Below are 16,920 nucleotides of genomic sequence, written 5' to 3'. Positions count from 1 at the left end.
CACCATGACCGCCCTGCCATGGCTGAACCCCGGGCGTGCCCAAGCCCTGATTGACGCCCTCGGGCAGCGGATCCTCGTGCTGGACGGGGCCATGGGCACCATGATCCAGCGTGAGCGCCTGGACGAAGCCGCCTATCGCGGCGAGCGCTTCGTCGACGGGATCGATGCATCACCAGGTGTCAGAAGCGGCGCTGACCCGCAGCCCCACGACCAGAAGGGCAACAACGACCTGCTGTGCCTGACCCGGCCGGAACTGATCCGCGCCATCCACGATGCCTATCTCGAGGCCGGCGCCGACCTGGTTGAAACCAATACCTTCAACTCCACCGCGGTCTCGCAGTCCGACTACGGCCTGCAGCACCTGGCCCGCGAACTCAATTGCGAAGGCGCCAGGCTGGCCCGTGCCGCCTGTGACGCGGCTGAGCAACGTACGCCGGACCGACCCCGCTTCGCAGTGGGAGTCATCGGACCCACCAGCCGCACCGCATCCATCAGTCCCGACGTCACCGACCCCGGCTTTCGCGCCGTGTACTTCGACGATCTGGTTGGCTGGTACCGCGAAGCCGCCAACGGGCTGCTCCAGGGCGGCGCGGACATACTGATGGTGGAAACCGTGTTCGACACCCTCAACGCCAAGGCGGCGCTGTTCGCCATTTCCGAAGTCTTCGATGTCCTCGGCGCCCGGGTGCCGGTGATGGTGTCGGGCACCATCACGGATGCCTCGGGACGCACCCTGTCGGGCCAGACGGCGGAAGCGTTCTGGTACTCCGTGCGCCACGCGCGTCCGCTGGCCGTTGGCCTGAACTGCGCCCTGGGTGCCGCCGAGCTGCGTCCCCACGTACAGGCCCTGGCCGACATCGCCGACTGCTTCGTCACCGCCCACCCCAACGCCGGACTGCCCAATGCGTTCGGCGAATACGACGAAACACCCGAAGAGATGGCCCCCGTGCTGGCGGAGTTCGCCGCATCGGGCCTGGTCAACATCATTGGCGGCTGCTGTGGCACCACGCCCGAGCACATCCAGGCGATCGCCGAGGCGGTCAAGGACCTGCCGCCGCGAAACGTGCCGCAGATGGCGGAGGTGGCGGCATGACGCTTCGCCGCCATACCCGCCTGTCCGGGCTGGAACCGCTGGTCATCACCCCGGAGCTGCTGTTCGTCAACGTGGGCGAGCGCACCAACGTGACCGGCAGCGCCAGGTTCAAGAAGCTGATCAAGGATGACCGTTTTGACGTGGCGGTGGAGGTCGCACGCCAGCAGGTCAGCAGCGGTGCCCAGATCCTCGACGTCAACATGGATGAAGGCCTGCTCGATTCGGAAAAGGCCATGACCCGGTTCTTGAACCTGATCGCCGCCGAACCCGACATCGCCCGCATCCCGGTGATGGTGGACTCGTCGAAGTGGTCGGTGCTCGAAGCCGGGTTGAAGTGCCTGCAGGGCAAGGGCGTGGTCAACTCGATCTCGCTGAAAGAAGGCGAAGAGGAGTTCCTGCACCAGGCGCGCACCGTGCTGCGCTACGGCGCCGCGGTGGTGGTCATGGCCTTCGACGAACAGGGCCAGGCCGATACGAAAGAACGCAAGGTCGAGATCTGTACCCGCGCCTACCGGCTGCTGACGGAAAAGGTCGGCTTCCCGCCCGAAGACATCATTTTCGACCCCAACGTGTTCGCCATCGCCACCGGCATCGACGAGCACAACAACTACGCCGTCGATTTCATCGAGGCCACGCGTGAGATCCGCCGCACCCTGCCCCACTGCCACGTCTCGGGCGGCGTCTCCAACGTGTCGTTCTCCTTCCGCGGCAACGAGACCGTGCGCCAGGCGATCCACGCGGTGTTCCTCTACCACGCGATCGCCGCCGGCATGGACATGGGCATCGTCAATGCCGGCGCGCTGCCGATCATCGATGATCTTGATCCGGAGCTGCGCGAGCGCGTCGAGGACGTGGTGCTCAACCGCCGGTCCGATGCCACCGAGCGGCTGCTGGAAATCGCCGAGCGCTACCGCGGCGGCAAGGGCGCGTCGAAGGTCGAAGACCTGACATGGCGTGAAAAGCCGGTGGCCGAGCGGCTCAGCCACGCTCTGGTGCACGGTATCGACCAGTACGTGGTGGAAGACACCGAAGAGGCGCGACAGCAGTCGACCCGTCCGCTGGACGTGATCGAAGGCCCGCTGATGAGCGGCATGAACGTGGTCGGCGACCTGTTCGGCGCCGGCAAGATGTTCCTGCCCCAAGTGGTGAAATCGGCGCGGGTGATGAAGAAGGCGGTGGCCCATCTGCTGCCTTACATCGAGGCCGAAAAGGCAAAGAGCGGCGACGCCGGCCAGCCCAATGGCCGGGTAGTGCTGGCGACGGTGAAGGGCGACGTACACGATATCGGCAAGAACATCGTCGGCGTGGTGCTGGCCTGCAACAACTTCGAAGTCGTGGACCTGGGGGTGATGGTTCCGGCGCAGGCGATCCTGGACAAGGCGCGCGAGATCAATGCGGACCTGATCGGCCTGTCGGGCCTGATCACGCCCTCGCTGGAGGAAATGGGCCACGTAGCGGCGGAAATGAAGCGCCAGGGCTTCACGACGCCGCTGCTGATCGGCGGCGCTACCACTTCACGCGCGCACACCGCCCTGCGCATCGCGCCGCACTACAGCGCGCCGACCGTCTGGGTGAAGGACGCCTCGCGCGCGGTGGGCGTGGCCCAGTCCCTGGTCAGCGCAGAGCTGCGCGAGCCGTTCGTTGCCGCCAACGAGGCCAACCATGTCGAGATCCGCCAGCGCCACCGTAACCGCGGCGACGGCAAGCGGCTGGTGTCACTGGCCAAGGCGCGCGGGCAGCGTTTCGATGGCGGATGGGATACCTGCGTGCCACCGGCACCCAGGGACACCGGGGTCACCGCGTTTGATGACTGGCCGCTGGAAGACCTGCTGCCAGTAATCGACTGGACGCCCTTCTTCCAGGCCTGGGAGCTGGCGGGCCGGTTCCCGAAAATCCTCGAGGATGAAATCGTCGGCCCGCAGGCCACCGAGCTGTACGCAGACGCCCGCGCCATGCTGGATCGGATCATTGCGGAAAAGTGGCTGCGGGCGAAAGCGGTGTTCGGCATATGGCCGGCCAACAGCATCGGCGACGACGTCGAACTGGACGCCGGCGACGGCATGCCCCGGCGGCTGCACTTCCTGCGCCAGCAGGTGGACAAGCCGGCGGAACGGCCGGATTTCTGCCTGGCGGATTTCATTGCACCAAAGGACTCGGGCCGGCAGGACTGGATCGGCGCGTTCGCGGTCACTGCCGGCATCGGCATTGACGAGCACGTTGCACGTTTCCAGGCCGATCATGACGACTACAGCGCGATCCTGCTCAAGGCCCTCGCCGACCGGCTGGCAGAAGCCCTGGCCGAACGCCTGCACCAGCGTGTGCGCACGGAATTCTGGGGCTATGCCGCCGATGAGGAGCTGGGCAACGACGCCCTGATCGCCGAGAAGTACGACGGCATCCGACCCGCGCCGGGCTACCCGGCCTGCCCCGAGCACAGTGAGAAGCGCGCCCTGTTCGACCTGCTCGACGCCGAAAACAACGCCGGCATGGAGCTGACCGAAAGCTTCGCGATGCTGCCCACGGCGGCGGTGTCGGGCTACTACTTCAGCCACCCGCGCAGCCAGTATTTCGTGGTGGGCAGGGTGTCGAAGGAGCAGGTTGCCGATTACGCCCGCCGCAAGGGCGTGGCACTGGCCCAGGCGGAACGCTGGCTGGCCTCGAACCTGGACTACGACCCCGAATAACCCCCGGAGCGTAGGAGCGCGCCATGCGCGCGAAGCCGCGTGAACACCGGCCACGCAGTGAGGCATCGGTGACCGCGCCGGGGCCGAAGCCCCACGCCGCCGGCAGAATTCACGCGGCTTCGCGCGCATGGCGCGCTCTTACCAGACGAGGTCGTCGGGCACCTGGTACTTCGGGTCGGCGTATGGATCGTCGGCCGCGGGCGCGTCCGGATCCACCTTCAGCGCAACCGCGGGGGCAAACACCGCCTCGGCCTCGGCCAGCACCGCGGCGGTCACCAGCAGGTAGCGGCCGGCCTGCTGCAATACGCCCAGCTGACCGGCGTTGAGCGCCTTCAGCTGGTCGGCGGTCACATGGATGCGCTTGATCTTGCCGCCGTACTCGAAGTGCCGGGCAATGTCGGCATCCTCGGCATTGAGCGACTTGCCTTCCAGCAGGGCGGTCAGCTTCGCCCGCGCCTCACGGCGCTTGCGGGCCTCTTCCTGCTTCTGCTGCTCGGCCCGGACGCGCTCTTCTTTCTCGCGCTGGGCACGGATCGCGTAGGCCTTGGCCAGATCGATCTCGCCACCGCTACGCCCGCCCTTGCGCGGCTGCTGCCGGGGGCCCTTGCCCGGCCCACGACCGCCCTTGTCCGGGCCCGGGGCGGGTTTGCCCCGCGCCCGCTCCCCCGGCCTTCCACGCCGGGGGTCGGGTTTGCGCTCTGGCTTGGCCGGTGCCTTGAAACCCAGACCAAGCAACTGGTCACGAAGCGTAGTACTCATATTTCCAACTCAGTAATGCGGCGGGGGCGGCTCGTCACCGGGATCGGCGTAGAAGCTACTCTGTCCCTGCCGGAATTCCTCCAGGCCGCGCTGCAACAGCTCGGCAGTACGCGCCGCCTCGGCGCGCAATTGCGCGAGCGCATCGCTGAGCTCGCCCATGGCCTGCTCCTGGAACGCGAGCCGCGTTTCCAGCTCCACCACCCGCGCTTCCAATCCGTTGCCCATTGATCCGTGATCCCGGCTTATTGAGCCGTCGGCGCGACGTCGATCAGTTCGACATCGAACACCAGGGTTGCATTCGGGCCGATCGGGCCGCCCGGCGTGCCTTCTGCGCCGTAGCCCAGCGGCGCCGGGATCCAGAACTTGTAGCGGCCACCCCGTGCCATCAGCTGCAGCCCTTCCTGCCAGCCCGGAACCACCTGGTCCAGCTGGAACTCGGCCGGCTCGCCGCGCTGGCGCGAGCTGTCAAACACATCGCCGTTGAGCAGGCTGCCTTCGTAATGGACGCGCACCCGGTCCTGCGGACCCGGCGAGTCGCCCTCACCTTCCTCCAGCACTTCATACTGGAGGCCGGAGTCGGTCACCTGGACCTCGTCGCGCTGCGCATTCTCGGCAAGGAAAGCCTCTCCTTCCGCGGCGGCCACGCTGGCTGCTTCCGCACGCCCCTGCTCCATGCGCTCGCCCAGCGCCTGCATGATCTGCATGAACTGGGGTTCGTCGATCCTGGGCTCGCGCGCTTCGACCGAATCACGGATGCCGTCAAACATCGCGTCCAGATCCACCTCGTCCCGGATCGGGTACAGGGTGCCGCCCATTTCCAGGCCGATCACGTACCCGGCCTGCTGCTGGGCCGTTTCCAGCCCATCGATGCCCTCGATGCCGGGCGTGCTGCGGACTTCCCGCTCGGCGGCCACGGCCGGGGCAGCGGCGCTGTCTTCATCAATCTTCTTGCAGGCGCCCAGGGCCAGCGGGATCGCAAGGGCCAGGAGCACCGCGGATCCGGTACGGGGGGAAAACTTCATGGAAAACTCCTTTACAGGACGTCGAGCAGTTCGACGTCGAAAACCAGGGTTGCATTGGGGCCGATCGGACCGCCAGCGGTGCCATTGGCCCCATAGGCGAGATGGCCGGGAATCCAGAATCGGTATCGGGCGCCAACCTGCATCAGGCCCACGCCCTCGGTCCAGCCGGGGATGACCTGACCCAGGCCGAAGTCAGCAGGCTGACCGCGGTCGCGGGAGCTGTCAAATACTGTGCCGTCGAGCAGCGTGCCGTGATAATGAACGCGCACCCGGTCATGCGGCATGGGCCGGCGACCAGTGCCTTGCTCAATCACCTGGTACTGCAGGCCCGAGGCGGTAGCAATCACGCCGTCGTTCGCCCGGTTCGCTTCCATGAACGCCGCACCTTCGGCGCGGTTGCGCTCACCGAGCTGGGCCGCTTCGGCCTGCTGGCGTTCCTGGATCCGACGCGAAAACGCCGTCCGCAACGCATCGGCTTCGGCATCGGACATCAGCAAATCACCGCCTTCAACCCGGGTCCGCAGCCCCTGCATCAGCGGCGCCAGATCAAGCTCATCGCGCAGCTGAACCAGTGAACGCGCAACATCGGCTCCAATCATCAATCCGGCCTGCTCAAGGTCCACGTCGGGCGGCGGCGTGCCGGGCGGCTGACCCGGAACCGGCTGGCCGTTGCGCACCGCGGCGCGGATCGACAGCGCCTCGCCCACGGCCCGGGCCGTGTCTGCATCCACCAGTGGGGCTCCACCTGCCAAGGCATGCTCGATCGCCCGCTGCAGCGCGGCATAGTCCAGATCAGGACCGACCGGTTCAAGGGAACGCCCCACGTCCATGCCCACCATGTAGCTGAGCCGGTCACGCTCGCTCTCAAGAGCCTGCGCGAACGCCGGCAGGGTAAGGAAACAGGCGGCAGCAAGACACAGCGCGACTGCGCCACGCAGTGCTTTGTTCATGGGGGAAGCTCCGAATTGGGGCGCCGGCGCACGACGCGATCGGCGCTATTGTCGCGGCATCCCCGGCCGCGGGCAATCGCCTCCCTGAATGCACGGCTCCCGGCGCATTTAAAAAAATCAGGCTGGGGTATTGACCATAGGTGTTCTGGTGTTATAGTTGCATACAACACCAATCAACTTGGGCAGGAGGTTCGCCATGAACCAGGCGTTCCAAAACACGATTCTGGCATCTGCGGTCGCTGCCGCGATCCTGCTGTTCGTACTGATCGCGGCGCGCACCGGTACATATGAACAGCCAGGCCCGTACTCCGCACACTACAGCGTCGCCGCACCGCCGGGGCAGCGTGTCACCGCGGACCTGGGCAGGAACTTCGCCGTCGGGTTCGGGTCCCTTGCCCGCCCCATGCAGGGTGACATGGCCGCGGCTGATACCGCAGCCGGCGCCCTCAGCCTGGCATCAGCGCTGGTGGCCACCTCGGTGGTTGAGGCCACCCTGGCGTCCATGCTCGAAGACCCGGGCAACCGCCGCCGCCCATCCGCGAACGATGCGCCGATCGCCACCCCCCGCACCCGCAACGCCCTGGCCATGCCCTACTTCGGCACGGCCCGCAGCCTGCGCCCCGACAACACTGGAGTGGCGCCATGAGTGCAGTCCAATGGAGCGACGGTACTCCCATTTACCGCCAACTGAAGGAACGCGTGATCGCGCTGATGCTCGAGGGTGAACTAGAGCCCGGTGATGCACTGCCCTCGGTGCGCCAAGTGGCCGCCGACTACCAGGTGAATCCCATCACGGTCTCCCGCGCCTACCAGGAGCTGGTGGATGAGGGACTGGTGGAAAAGCGCCGCGGCCTGGGCATGTTCGTGACCGAAGAGGTCCCGCGCAAACTGCTGGGCAACGAGCGCGAACGCTTCCTGACCGAAGAGTGGCCGCTGGTGCTCGAGCGCATCCGGCTGCTGGGCCTTTCCACTGCCGATCTGCTGGAAACCGCATCCACCGGAGAAGACAAATGACCCCTGACCTGAACACCGCAGCCGCGCCCGGGCGGGTGATTGAAGCCCGCGGACTGCGCAAGACCTATGGCGGCACCGTGGCGCTGGCCGGCACTGATTTCGCGATCGAACCGGGCCGCATCGTCGGCCTGATCGGCCCCAACGGCGCCGGCAAGACCACCGCGCTCAAGGCCATCCTCGGTCTGGTTCCCTTCCAGGGCGAACTGGACGTGCTGGGCCGTGATCCGCGCACCCGCCGCGACGAGCTGATGAACGATGTGTGCTTCATCGCCGATGTGGCGGTGCTGCCGCGCTGGATCCGGGTGCGCGAAGCCATCGATTTCGTCGAGGGCGTGCACCCGCGCTTCGACCGCGCCCGCTGCGAGCGCTTCCTGGCCAACACCAAGCTGACCCCGAAGATGCGCGTGCGGCAGATGTCCAAAGGCATGATCGTGCAGCTGCACCTGGCCCTGGTGATGGCCATTGATGCGCGCCTGCTGGTGCTGGACGAGCCCACCCTCGGCCTGGACGTGCTCTATCGCAAGCAGTTCTACCAGCGCCTGCTGGAGGACTACTTCGACGAGGACAAGACCATCATCATCACCACCCACCAGGTGGAAGAGGTGGAGCACATCCTCACCGACGTGCTGTTCATCCGCGACGGCCGGATCGTTCTGGACGCGCCGATGGAAGACCTGGCCGAGCGCTTCACCGAAGTACTGGTCAACGCGGAGCAGATCGACGCCGCGCGCCAGCTTGGCCCGCTCGAGGAGCGTGCCCTGCCCTTTGGCAAGACCGTGATGCTGTTTGACGGCACCCCCCGTTCCACCCTGGCCCCGTTTGGTGAAACCCGCACCCCGGGCCTCGCCGACCTGTTCGTCGCCACGATGAAGGGAACCTACGAATGAACGCGATCACTGATTCCACTGTTGCCACGCCCCGGCCTTCCGGCGGCCGGAAGATCAGCAGCGCCCAGCGCTTCGGCTGGCTGCTGCGACGTGAGTTCTGGGAGAACCGTGGCGGGTTCCTGTGGGCCCCGGCGATTGCCGGCGGCATCACCCTGCTGTTCACCGTGCTTGCGGCCATTGGTGCCAGCCTGCTCACCTCCCGTAGCGGCAACCGCATCCAGATCGACGATGCGGCCCCTCCCGAACAGGTGACCCAGGCGCTGGGTGCCGCAGGCGACGTGGCCCTGCTGCTGGGGATCTCCATCAGCATGGTGGTGCTCGGGTTCGTGGTGTTCTTCTACGCCCTGGGCAGCCTGCACGACGATCGGCGCGACCGCAGCATCCTGTTCTGGAAATCCATGCCCATTTCCGACGCCGCCACGGTCGGCTCCAAGGCCGCCTGGGCACTGCTGCTGGCGCCGCTGCTGGCCATGGTGGTGGGCATCCTGATCGGCCTGGCACTGTGGGTGCTGACTGCGCTGACCACCACCGTCAACGGGGTGCCGGGCACCGCCGGCCTGCTGACCAGCTCGCATCCGTTCCGGATCACAGGCTCCGTCCTCGCCCTGCTGCCGCTGTATGCACTGTGGGCACTGCCGGCGGTCGGCTGGCTGATGCTGTGCTCGGCCGCGGCCCGCAGCAAGCCGTTCCTGTGGGCGCTGATCGTACCGGTCATGGGCTGCGCCCTGATCAGCATGGTCAGCGCGATCCTGGGGTTCAAACTCAACTACGGTGCCCTGTGGTACGCGGTGGCCAACCGCGGGCTGCTGAGCGTTTTCCCCGGGTCGTGGCTGCCCAGCGCCCACGGCATGAGCACGACCTCCATCAACGGTCCGGAAGACATCCCGCTGCTGATCAGCCCGCTGCAGAGCTGGCAGGTGGCGGGAACCCTGGACCTCTGGCTGGGCGTCGTGGCGGGCATCGCCATGATCCTGCTCGCCATCCGCCTGCGCCGCTGGCGCGAAGAGGGCTGATCGCCCACGTACCCCGGGATACCGACATGCATATCCGCTCAAGAACCGGCATCGCCATCGTTTCGATCCTCGCTGCCGCCCTGGCTGCAGGCTGCAGCAACGAGCCCGCCCCGCCTGACACCGATGAAACCGGGGGCGCCACCAGTTTCATTGGCCGCCAGGCAGCCAAGGGCATCGCCGAGGCCCAGCGCAAGCTGGAAAAGGAAAACATCCAGATCGGCAAGAACAGCCGCATCCATATCAACGGGCTCAGCTTCGGCACGGGCGATGACACCGACGACCTTCCAAAGGCGGAGATCAGCCCGGATGGCGTGCTGTTGATCGCCGGCGAGGAAGTGCCCGCCAATGCCCGTCAGCAAGAGCTTCTGGTCGCTTATCGCGGTCACCTGCTGGGGGTGGCCCAGGCCGGCATGGCGCTGGGCATCCAAGGCGCGGACATTGCAGGCACCGCGCTGACCGGCATCGGCCAGGCACTGTTCGGCGGCGAAGAGGGCCGCAGGGAGTACGAAGCCCGGATCGAGGCCGAGGCGGAACGGATTGAGCAGGAGGCCACTGCGCTGTGCACGCTGCTGCCTGGACTGCATGACAGCCAGCAGGCGCTGGCCTCCGCCATGCCCGAGTTTGTCCCCTACGCCACCATGACCCGCAAGGACATCGAGGACTGTGGCAAGGACACAGACGCCGACCCGACCGTGGAGCCCACCGATGAAATCAGCATCTGATCCCATGCAGCCATCCCGGAGCGTCCCCATGCACCATCGTTACCTGCTGCTCTGCGCCCTGCTGCTGCCGCTAGCTGCCCATGCCGAAGATGATAACTGCAGGCATTCCGCCCCCCGGCAGATGCAGCTGGAACTGGACGGGGTGCGCACGGTGAAGTTCGAGATCGGCCACAACAAGCTGCGTCTGGACGCCGGCGCCAATGCCGACGGAACCCTCCAGGGCCGCGCCTGCGCTTCCAGCGCCGGAGCGCTGGACAATCTGAAGCTGGAGCAGCAGCGGGATGGCGACCAGCTGACCGTCCGCGTGTACCGCGAGGGGCGACTCGGCGGGCTCTTTTCCGGCGGCGGCTACGCCTATCTGGACCTGTCCGGCAGCGTGCCGGACAACGTCCTGGTGCAGCTCATCGTCGGCTCCGGCGACGCCTGGCTTACCGGCGCCTCGGCCATGAGCGCCGATGTGGGCTCCGGCGATGTGGAGGCGCGCAACATCGCCGGGCTGGTCACGGCCAAGGTCGGATCCGGCGATATCACGCTGCACGACATCGGCGCGCTGAACATCCTTTCCATCGGTTCGGGCGACATCGAAGCCCATCAGGTCCGCGGGAGCGTCGAGGTCGGCAGCATCGGATCCGGCGATTTCGAACTGGAAGGAGCCGCCGGAGACGTGGGTGTCGGCAGCATTGGCTCCGGCGATGCCGACCTGCGCGATGTGCGCGGAAGCATCAGCGTCGGCTCGATCGGCTCGGGCGACCTGGATATCCGCGGCGTGGGCGGTGACCTCACCGTCCGCTCCGCTGGCAGCGGCAGCGTTCGCCACACCGGCGTCGATGGCAGCGTGGACGTGCCGCGCCGCCGCTGAACTTTTTTGACTCCGTACCTGTACCAAGACAGATAGAGGACACCGACATGCGCTCCATCCGCACCCTGCGCCTGACCGCCTGCGCCGCCGCCCTGTGCCTGCTGCTGCCCGCTGCACAGGCCGCCAGCTCCGAAAAGGATTCAGTCCGCGGCGAAATCCGCCAGGAAATGGCCGAAGCCCTGCGCGAAGTGCGCGCGGAGCTGGCAGCCGCCCGGGTCGAACTGCAGACCGGCAATCTCGACGTGGACGACAGCCTGCGCTTTGGAAACAACGACGCACGCGACGACGGGGAGCCCCGGTTGAAGGCGGAGATCACCCCGCACGGCGACTTGCTGATTGACGGTGCAGCCGTGGCCATCGACAGCCAGCAGCGCAAGGATCTGCTGACATATCGCGGCCAGGTGATCAATATCGCCCTGGCCGGCATGGAAATTGGTGAGCAGGCGGCCCTGGTCGCAATCGACTCTGTGGACCGCGGCCTGTTCCGCCTCATGGTCAGCGCCCTGAGTGGCAGCCTCGAGCGCAACATCAAAAAGACCGTTACCGGCCTGGTGGAACCGGCTGTGCTGCAGATCTGCGACAGCCTTCCCGCGCTGTACGGCTCGCAGCAGCGGCTGGCCGGCAGCGTTCCGGAATTCCGCCCCTACGCCACCCTCGACCCGGACGAGATCAGCAACTGCGAAGCCGACGTGCGACGCGAGTTCGCCGGCCTCGGTAGCGACTGATCAGCCGCCAATGCCCCCGGTGGTCAGCGCCACCGGATCAAGCAGGCGCCTGAGCTCGTCCTCGGTCAGGCCGCTGTCTTCCAGCGCCACCTCCAGCACCGGCCGGTTCTCGGCGTAGGCGCGCTTGGCGATCGCCGCGCCCTTTTCGTAGCCGATCACCGGATTGAGCGCGGTCACCAGGATCGGATTGCGTTCCAGCGCATCGGCCACGTTGTCCTTGCGCACCTTCAGCCCGGCAATCACATCGTCGGCCAGCAGGCGCATGGTGTTGCCCAGCAGCTGGATTGAATCGAGCAGGTTGGCCGCGATCAGAGGCAGCATCACGTTGAGCTGGAAGTTGCCGCTCTGCCCCGCCACGGTGATCGCGGCGTGGTGGCCCATCACCTGGGCGCACACCATGCAGGCTGCTTCCGGCATGACCGGGTTGACCTTGCCCGGCATGATCGAGCTGCCCGGCTGCAGCGCTGGCAGTTCCACCTCGCCAAGGCCGGCCAGCGGGCCGGAGTTCATCCAGCGCAGGTCGTTGGCGATCTTCATCAAAGCTACCGCCAGCACGTTCAGCTGACCGGACAGTTCCACCGCGTCGTCCTGGGTGGCGATGCCCTCGAACTTGTCCTTGGCGCTCTCGAATTTCGCCTTGCTGCCCGACGACAGCAGCCTGGCCACCCTGGGTCCGAACCGTGGGTCGGCGTTGATGCCGGTGCCGATCGCCGTGCCGCCCAGCGGCAGCCGGCGCAGCCGCTTCAGGCTGTCCTCGATCCGGCCCTGGGCGGAATCGAGCTGGGACGCCCAGGTGCCGAACTCCTGGGCGAAGGTCAGCGGCATGGCGTCCATCAGATGGGTGCGCCCGGTCTTGACCACTTTGGTCATTCCCCGCGCCCGGCGGTTGATGGTGTTGCGCAGGTGCTTGAGCGCCGGCAGCAGATCTTCCACCGTGGCCAGCTGGGCGGACACGCGGATCGCGGTGGGAATCACGTCGTTTGAGCTCTGGCCCAGGTTGACGTGATCGTTGGGGTGCACCTTGCGCCGGGCGGTGGAAGCAAGCGCGGCAATGACCTCGTTGGCATTCATGTTCGACGAAGTACCCGAACCGGTCTGGTAGATGTCGATCGGGAACTGCGCGTCATGGCGGCCGTCGGCCACTTCCATGGCGGCCTTGGCGATCGCTCCGCCCAAGGCCTTTGGCAGCAGCCCGAGCCCAACGTTGGCTTCCGCCGCTGCGGCCTTGACCAGCCCCAGCGCCCGGATGAAGCCGCGCGGCATCGGCCGGCCGGAAATGGGGAAATTTTGCACGGCGCGCTGGGTCTGCGCGCCCCACAGGGCATCGGCGGGCACCTGCAGCTCACCCATGCTGTCGCGTTCGATACGGAAGGATCCTGACATCGGCGTCTCCATCTGGCGGGAGTAAGTGGGCACCGGCCCGTGGGCGCGTGGCGCCTGCCGGCATTGGCCAGAGGATACGCCAGCGACCGTGGCCTTCCGGTGGCGCTAGAATTGACAGGCTGCGGTCCGTCCCAGCCCCGGCGCCCGCCGGTTCCTTCAGCCTGCCGGCATCCACGCCGCGCCACCACCTGCCGAGACCCATGTCCGAAGCCACCCTGCTCGCCCTGTCCCCGCTCGACGGCCGCTACGCCTCCAAGGCCGATCCGCTGCGTCCGATCTTTTCCGAATTCGGCCTGATCCGGGCCCGTGTGCGGGTCGAAGTGGAATGGCTGCTGGCCCTGGCGGCCGAACCCGGCATTGTTGAGCTTGCCGACTTTGACGACGGCGCCCGCGACCGGCTGAAGGCCCTGGCCAACGACTTCAGCGTGAACGATGCGGCCCGGGTCAAGGAGATCGAGCGCACCACCAACCATGACGTCAAGGCGGTGGAATACTTCATCAAGGAGCGTCTGGGCGACGACCCCACGCTGGCCGGCGCGTTGGAGTTCGTGCATTTCGCCTGCACCAGCGAGGACATCAACAACCTCTCCTACGCGCTGATGCTGCGCGAGGCGCGCGACGGGGTGATGGTGCCGAAGCTGGACGCCCTGGTCGGCAAGCTCCGCACCATGGCCCATGAACTGGCCGCCGTGCCCATGCTCTCGCGCACCCACGGCCAGACCGCCTCCCCGACCACGCTGGGCAAGGAACTGGCCAACGTGGTGGCCCGCCTGCAGCGCCAGCGCGAGGTGCTGGCCGAGCTGCCGATGCCGGGCAAGATCAACGGCGCCGTGGGCAACTACAACGCCCACGTGGCCGCGTATCCGGACGTGGACTGGCCGGCTTTCTCCGAGCGCTTCGTGAGCGGGCTGGGGCTGGACTGGCAGCCGTACACCACCCAGATCGAGCCGCACGACGGCATCGCCGAAGCCTGTGACGCGCAGGCGCGCATCGACACCATCTGCATTGACCTGTGCCGCGACGTGTGGGGTTACATCTCGCTGGGCTACTTCCGCCAGGCGCTGAAGGAAGGCGAAGTCGGCAGCTCCACCATGCCGCACAAGGTCAACCCGATCGATTTCGAAAACGCCGAAGGCAACTTCGGCGTGGCCAACGCCCTGCTCGGCCACTTCTCCACCAAGCTGCCGATCAGCCGCTGGCAGCGTGACCTGACCGACTCCACCGTGCTGCGCGGCCTGGGCACCGCCTTCGGCCACGCCCTGGTGGGTTATGACGCCCTGCTGCGCGGCCTGGACAAGCTGAGCGTGAACCACGACCGGCTGCAGGCCGATCTGGACGCCGCCTGGGAGGTGCTGGCCGAAGCGGTGCAGACCGTCATGCGCCGCCACGGACTGCCGAATCCGTACGAGCAGCTCAAGGCCCTGACCCGCGGCCAGGGGATCACTGCCGATTCCATGCGCGGTTTCATCGAATCGCTCGACCTGCCCGCCGCGGACAAGCAGCGCCTGCTGGCGCTCACCCCCGCCGGCTATACCGGGCTGGCAGAGCACCTGGCACGCGAGATCTGAGTTCCCGCGCTGCGCCCGCGCTTCACCGCCCCCTCCCCGCATAGCCCCACTGGATCACGTTACCCTTCAGCCATGACCTCCCCTCCCATTGAAATCGACGCCAGCAGCCTGCCGCCGCTGGGCATGCCACCCGAACAGTTCCTGCGCGATTACTGGCAGAAACGGCCCCTGCTGATCCGCAATGCCTTTCCGGGATTCGAGTCGCCGATCGAGCCTGAAGACCTGGCCGGGCTGGCCTGCGAGGACGGCGTGCTGGCCCGGATCGTGCGGCACGATCGCGCCCGGGACGGCTGGAAGGTCAGCCACGGTCCATTCCCCGAGGAAATGTTCCCGGGCATGCCGCACCAGGACTGGACCCTGCTGGTGCAGGACGTGGACAAGTGGGACGCCGACATCGCCGCCCTGCTGCCGCACTTCGACTTCCTGCCGCGCTGGCGGATCGACGACGTCATGGTCAGCTTCGCCGCTCCCGGCGGATCGGTGGGCGCGCACATCGACCAGTACGACGTGTTCCTGCTCCAGGCCCATGGCCACCGCCGCTGGCAGATCGACGCGCGCGCCAACCCGCCGCTGGACTACCGCCCGGACGTGGAACTGCGCCTGCTGCAGCAGTTCGACCCCAGTCATGAGTGGGTGCTGGGGCCGGGCGACATGCTGTACCTGCCGCCAGGCGTGCCCCACCACGGGGTGGCCGAGGACGCCTGCCTGACCTTCTCGGTCGGCATGCGTGCGCCGTCGGCTGCCGAACTGGTGGGCGACTGGGCGGACGCAATGATCGCCGAGGCCGACGACAGCCTGCGCTACCACGATTCCAACCTGGAACTGCCGCAGGATCCGCATGAGATCGACGCAGCGGCCATGGAGCGGGTGGTCGAAGCGCTCAACCTGCTGCGGATGCGCGATCCCGACCGTCTCGGCGACTGGTTTGGCCGCTTCATCACTCTCTACCGGGTGGGCGCACAGGCCGCCCCCGGCGAAGATCAGCGCTCGCGGATCGAAATTGAATGGGACCTGCAGCAGGGCGGAACCCTGCAACGCCATCCCTGGACCCGCATGGCCTGGCGCCGGGCCGCAGACGGCGGCGAGGCGCGCCTTTACGTGGCCGGCGAGGATCAACCGCTGCCGGCCGCAGACGCCAGCCGACTCGCGGCGGCGGCCACCGTGGACGGCGCGCTCTACGCCACCCTGTCCGAGCCGGCCCGCGACGTGCTGATCGAACTGCTCGGCCAGGGCCACTACCGGCTGGCCATGCCCGAGGACGACGAGGCCGAATGACCCCGGGCCCAGCGCCAGGCTTCCGGGTCGAGCTGGTTGATTTCAACCAGGCCAGGGAAGCGCTGCGCGCAGTGCGCGACGTGGTTTTCATCCACGAACAGCAGGTACCACCGGAGCTCGAGCACGACCCGGCTGATCCACAGCACGTGCATGCCCTGGCCCGGGACGCGCAGGGCCAGCCGATAGGCACCGGCCGGATCAGTCCTTCCGGCCGCATCGGGCGCATGGCGGTGTTGGCGGAATGGCGTGGCCACGGGGTGGGCAACGCACTGCTGCGCGCCCTGCTTGTCCACGCCCGCGCCCAGGCCATGCCCGAAGCGAGCCTGCATGCGCAGGCGTCCGCAATCGATTTCTATGCCCGGCACGGTTTCATTGCCTGCGGTGAACGCTTCCAGGAAGCCGGCATCGAGCACCAGGCCATGCGACGCGTGCTGGCCGGGCCGATGGCCGTGGAGGATCGCGATGAAGCCGTGATCGCCGCCGCCGCCGTGATCAGCCGTGCGCGCAACCGGCTGTGGATCCACAGCCGTGAGCTGGACCCGGGCCTGCTGGATACGGCTTGCGTGCTGACGGCGCTGCGCCGGTTCGCGGTGGGCGGGCGAGGCCGGCAGGTATCGGTCCTGCTGCACGACCCCGCCGCGGCGCAGCGCGCCCATGCCCCGCTGCTCGCCCTTGCCCAGCGCCTGCCCAGCGTGTTCCAGTTCCGGGCGGTCGACGACCCGGTGGACCGAGCCTATGCCGCGGCTTTCATCACCAGTGACACGGGGGCCTACTACTTTCGTAGCCTGGGGCACCGTTACGACGGCGACTGGGATGTGGCCGATGCCGGTCGTGCACGCCAGCTGGCCGAATCTTTCAAGCCGGTGTGGGAGCGCTCCAGGCCATGTTCCGAACTGCGCACCCTGGGCCTGTGAACCCGCCTTCCCATGGCCCACCCCCCACTGACCCGATACGTGCCGTTCCATC

At 67.3% G+C, this 16,920-nt stretch carries 17 protein-coding genes; 12 read left to right on the top strand and 5 right to left on the bottom strand.

The features are described from left to right. Window positions 1-4: 4 nt before the first annotated feature. Window positions 5-1,093, top strand: a complete 1,089-nt coding sequence (locus ACW7G3_RS01955) for a homocysteine S-methyltransferase family protein (RefSeq protein WP_456980811.1) — start codon at window positions 5-7, stop codon at window positions 1,091-1,093. Then, a complete protein-coding gene (gene metH / locus ACW7G3_RS01950) occupies window positions 1,090-3,777 on the top strand; it encodes a methionine synthase (protein WP_456980810.1) in 2,688 nt (895 codons plus the stop codon). The genes ACW7G3_RS01955 and metH overlap by 4 nt, the downstream gene beginning before the upstream one ends. Window positions 3,778-3,915: 138 nt before the next feature. Here metH and ACW7G3_RS01945 read toward each other — a convergent pair whose 3' ends face one another. Genes ACW7G3_RS01945 through ACW7G3_RS01930 form a run of 4 tightly spaced genes read right to left on the bottom strand, consistent with a single transcriptional unit; the run spans window position 3,916 to window position 6,508 of the window. After that, on the bottom strand, window positions 3,916-4,536 hold the full coding sequence (locus ACW7G3_RS01945; RefSeq protein WP_456980809.1) for a DUF2058 family protein: 621 nt from the start codon (window positions 4,534-4,536) through the stop codon (window positions 3,916-3,918). A gap of 9 nt (window positions 4,537-4,545) precedes the next feature. Next, window positions 4,546-4,761 carry a SlyX family protein gene (locus tag ACW7G3_RS01940; protein ID WP_456971992.1) on the bottom strand — a complete coding sequence of 72 codons (216 nt, stop codon included), beginning with the start codon at window positions 4,759-4,761 and terminating at the stop codon, window positions 4,546-4,548. 17 nt (window positions 4,762-4,778) lie between these two features. Continuing rightward, window positions 4,779-5,558 (bottom strand): FKBP-type peptidyl-prolyl cis-trans isomerase, encoded by a 780-nt coding sequence (locus tag ACW7G3_RS01935; protein WP_456971990.1) that lies wholly within the window; start codon window positions 5,556-5,558, stop codon window positions 4,779-4,781. A gap of 11 nt (window positions 5,559-5,569) precedes the next feature. Beyond that, entirely contained in the window at window positions 5,570-6,508 is a 939-nt protein-coding gene (locus ACW7G3_RS01930; protein WP_456980808.1) for an FKBP-type peptidyl-prolyl cis-trans isomerase, read from the bottom strand. Window positions 6,509-6,704: 196 nt separating this feature from the next. Here ACW7G3_RS01930 and ACW7G3_RS01925 point away from each other — a divergent pair, with 196 nt between their 5' ends. From ACW7G3_RS01925 to ACW7G3_RS01895, 7 genes are read left to right on the top strand one after another with little or no spacing between them, the layout of a single operon-like run. Then, window positions 6,705-7,154: a hypothetical protein gene (locus ACW7G3_RS01925; RefSeq protein WP_456971986.1), complete on the top strand. Its 450-nt coding sequence runs from the start codon at window positions 6,705-6,707 to the stop codon at window positions 7,152-7,154. After that, a complete protein-coding gene (locus tag ACW7G3_RS01920) occupies window positions 7,151-7,522 on the top strand; it encodes a GntR family transcriptional regulator (RefSeq protein WP_456971984.1) in 372 nt (123 codons plus the stop codon). The genes ACW7G3_RS01925 and ACW7G3_RS01920 overlap by 4 nt, the downstream gene beginning before the upstream one ends. Further along, a complete protein-coding gene (locus ACW7G3_RS01915) occupies window positions 7,519-8,409 on the top strand; it encodes an ABC transporter ATP-binding protein (RefSeq protein ID WP_456971982.1) in 891 nt (296 codons plus the stop codon). Before ACW7G3_RS01920 ends, ACW7G3_RS01915 begins: the two co-directional genes overlap by 4 nt. Continuing rightward, entirely contained in the window at window positions 8,406-9,422 is a 1,017-nt protein-coding gene (locus ACW7G3_RS01910; protein ID WP_456980807.1) for an ABC transporter permease, read from the top strand. Before ACW7G3_RS01915 ends, ACW7G3_RS01910 begins: the two co-directional genes overlap by 4 nt. A 26-nt stretch (window positions 9,423-9,448) precedes the next feature. Next, window positions 9,449-10,144, top strand: coding sequence for a hypothetical protein (locus ACW7G3_RS01905; protein WP_456980806.1), 696 nt, complete (start codon window positions 9,449-9,451; stop codon window positions 10,142-10,144). Between the two features lie 28 nt (window positions 10,145-10,172). After that, a complete protein-coding gene (locus ACW7G3_RS01900) occupies window positions 10,173-11,003 on the top strand; it encodes a GIN domain-containing protein (protein ID WP_456980805.1) in 831 nt (276 codons plus the stop codon). A 47-nt stretch (window positions 11,004-11,050) separates the two neighbouring features. Further along, window positions 11,051-11,728: a hypothetical protein gene (locus ACW7G3_RS01895; RefSeq protein ID WP_456980804.1), complete on the top strand. Its 678-nt coding sequence runs from the start codon at window positions 11,051-11,053 to the stop codon at window positions 11,726-11,728. On the opposite strand, the gene ACW7G3_RS01890 is transcribed toward ACW7G3_RS01895, so the two are convergent. Further along, entirely contained in the window at window positions 11,729-13,111 is a 1,383-nt protein-coding gene (locus tag ACW7G3_RS01890) for a class II fumarate hydratase (protein ID WP_456980803.1), read from the bottom strand. Window positions 13,112-13,311: 200 nt separating this feature from the next. On the opposite strand from ACW7G3_RS01890, the gene purB reads away from it, so the two are divergent. The 3 genes from purB to ACW7G3_RS01875 all read left to right on the top strand — a co-directional run bounded on the left by purB (window position 13,312) and on the right by ACW7G3_RS01875 (window position 16,868). Continuing rightward, complete coding sequence (gene purB, locus ACW7G3_RS01885) at window positions 13,312-14,679, top strand: adenylosuccinate lyase (RefSeq protein ID WP_456980802.1); 1,368 nt, start codon at window positions 13,312-13,314, stop codon at window positions 14,677-14,679. Window positions 14,680-14,751: 72 nt separating this feature from the next. Then, a complete protein-coding gene (locus tag ACW7G3_RS01880; RefSeq protein ID WP_456980801.1) occupies window positions 14,752-15,954 on the top strand; it encodes a JmjC domain-containing protein in 1,203 nt (400 codons plus the stop codon). Continuing rightward, window positions 15,951-16,868: a GNAT family N-acetyltransferase gene (locus ACW7G3_RS01875; protein WP_456980800.1), complete on the top strand. Its 918-nt coding sequence runs from the start codon at window positions 15,951-15,953 to the stop codon at window positions 16,866-16,868. Before ACW7G3_RS01880 ends, ACW7G3_RS01875 begins: the two co-directional genes overlap by 4 nt. The last annotated feature ends 52 nt before the right edge of the window (window positions 16,869-16,920 follow it).

It is taken from the genome of Luteimonas sp. A478, from assembly GCF_054052025.1.
The sequence above is the reverse complement of the archived record's forward strand: the minus strand, read 5'-3'. Positions and strand labels throughout refer to the sequence as shown.

What these genes read in the sequence shown, in the direction of transcription:
- ACW7G3_RS01955 (WP_456980811.1), top strand. Translation starts at nt 5, where the DNA reads ATGACCGCCCTGCCATGGCTGAACCCCGGGCGTGCCCAAGCCCTGATT.
- ACW7G3_RS01915 (WP_456971982.1), top strand. Translation starts at nt 7,519, where the DNA reads ATGACCCCTGACCTGAACACCGCAGCCGCGCCCGGGCGGGTGATTGAA.
- ACW7G3_RS01930 (WP_456980808.1), bottom strand. Translation starts at nt 6,508, where the DNA reads ATGAACAAAGCACTGCGTGGCGCAGTCGCGCTGTGTCTTGCTGCCGCC.
- ACW7G3_RS01890 (WP_456980803.1), bottom strand. Translation starts at nt 13,111, where the DNA reads ATGTCAGGATCCTTCCGTATCGAACGCGACAGCATGGGTGAGCTGCAG.
- ACW7G3_RS01925 (WP_456971986.1), top strand. Translation starts at nt 6,705, where the DNA reads ATGAACCAGGCGTTCCAAAACACGATTCTGGCATCTGCGGTCGCTGCC.
- ACW7G3_RS01875 (WP_456980800.1), top strand. Translation starts at nt 15,951, where the DNA reads ATGACCCCGGGCCCAGCGCCAGGCTTCCGGGTCGAGCTGGTTGATTTC.
- ACW7G3_RS01895 (WP_456980804.1), top strand. Translation starts at nt 11,051, where the DNA reads ATGCGCTCCATCCGCACCCTGCGCCTGACCGCCTGCGCCGCCGCCCTG.
- ACW7G3_RS01920 (WP_456971984.1), top strand. Translation starts at nt 7,151, where the DNA reads ATGAGTGCAGTCCAATGGAGCGACGGTACTCCCATTTACCGCCAACTG.
- purB (WP_456980802.1), top strand. Translation starts at nt 13,312, where the DNA reads ATGTCCGAAGCCACCCTGCTCGCCCTGTCCCCGCTCGACGGCCGCTAC.
- ACW7G3_RS01880 (WP_456980801.1), top strand. Translation starts at nt 14,752, where the DNA reads ATGACCTCCCCTCCCATTGAAATCGACGCCAGCAGCCTGCCGCCGCTG.
- metH (WP_456980810.1), top strand. Translation starts at nt 1,090, where the DNA reads ATGACGCTTCGCCGCCATACCCGCCTGTCCGGGCTGGAACCGCTGGTC.
- ACW7G3_RS01940 (WP_456971992.1), bottom strand. Translation starts at nt 4,761, where the DNA reads ATGGGCAACGGATTGGAAGCGCGGGTGGTGGAGCTGGAAACGCGGCTC.
- ACW7G3_RS01910 (WP_456980807.1), top strand. Translation starts at nt 8,406, where the DNA reads ATGAACGCGATCACTGATTCCACTGTTGCCACGCCCCGGCCTTCCGGC.
- ACW7G3_RS01935 (WP_456971990.1), bottom strand. Translation starts at nt 5,558, where the DNA reads ATGAAGTTTTCCCCCCGTACCGGATCCGCGGTGCTCCTGGCCCTTGCG.
- ACW7G3_RS01905 (WP_456980806.1), top strand. Translation starts at nt 9,449, where the DNA reads ATGCATATCCGCTCAAGAACCGGCATCGCCATCGTTTCGATCCTCGCT.
- ACW7G3_RS01900 (WP_456980805.1), top strand. Translation starts at nt 10,173, where the DNA reads ATGCACCATCGTTACCTGCTGCTCTGCGCCCTGCTGCTGCCGCTAGCT.
- ACW7G3_RS01945 (WP_456980809.1), bottom strand. Translation starts at nt 4,536, where the DNA reads ATGAGTACTACGCTTCGTGACCAGTTGCTTGGTCTGGGTTTCAAGGCA.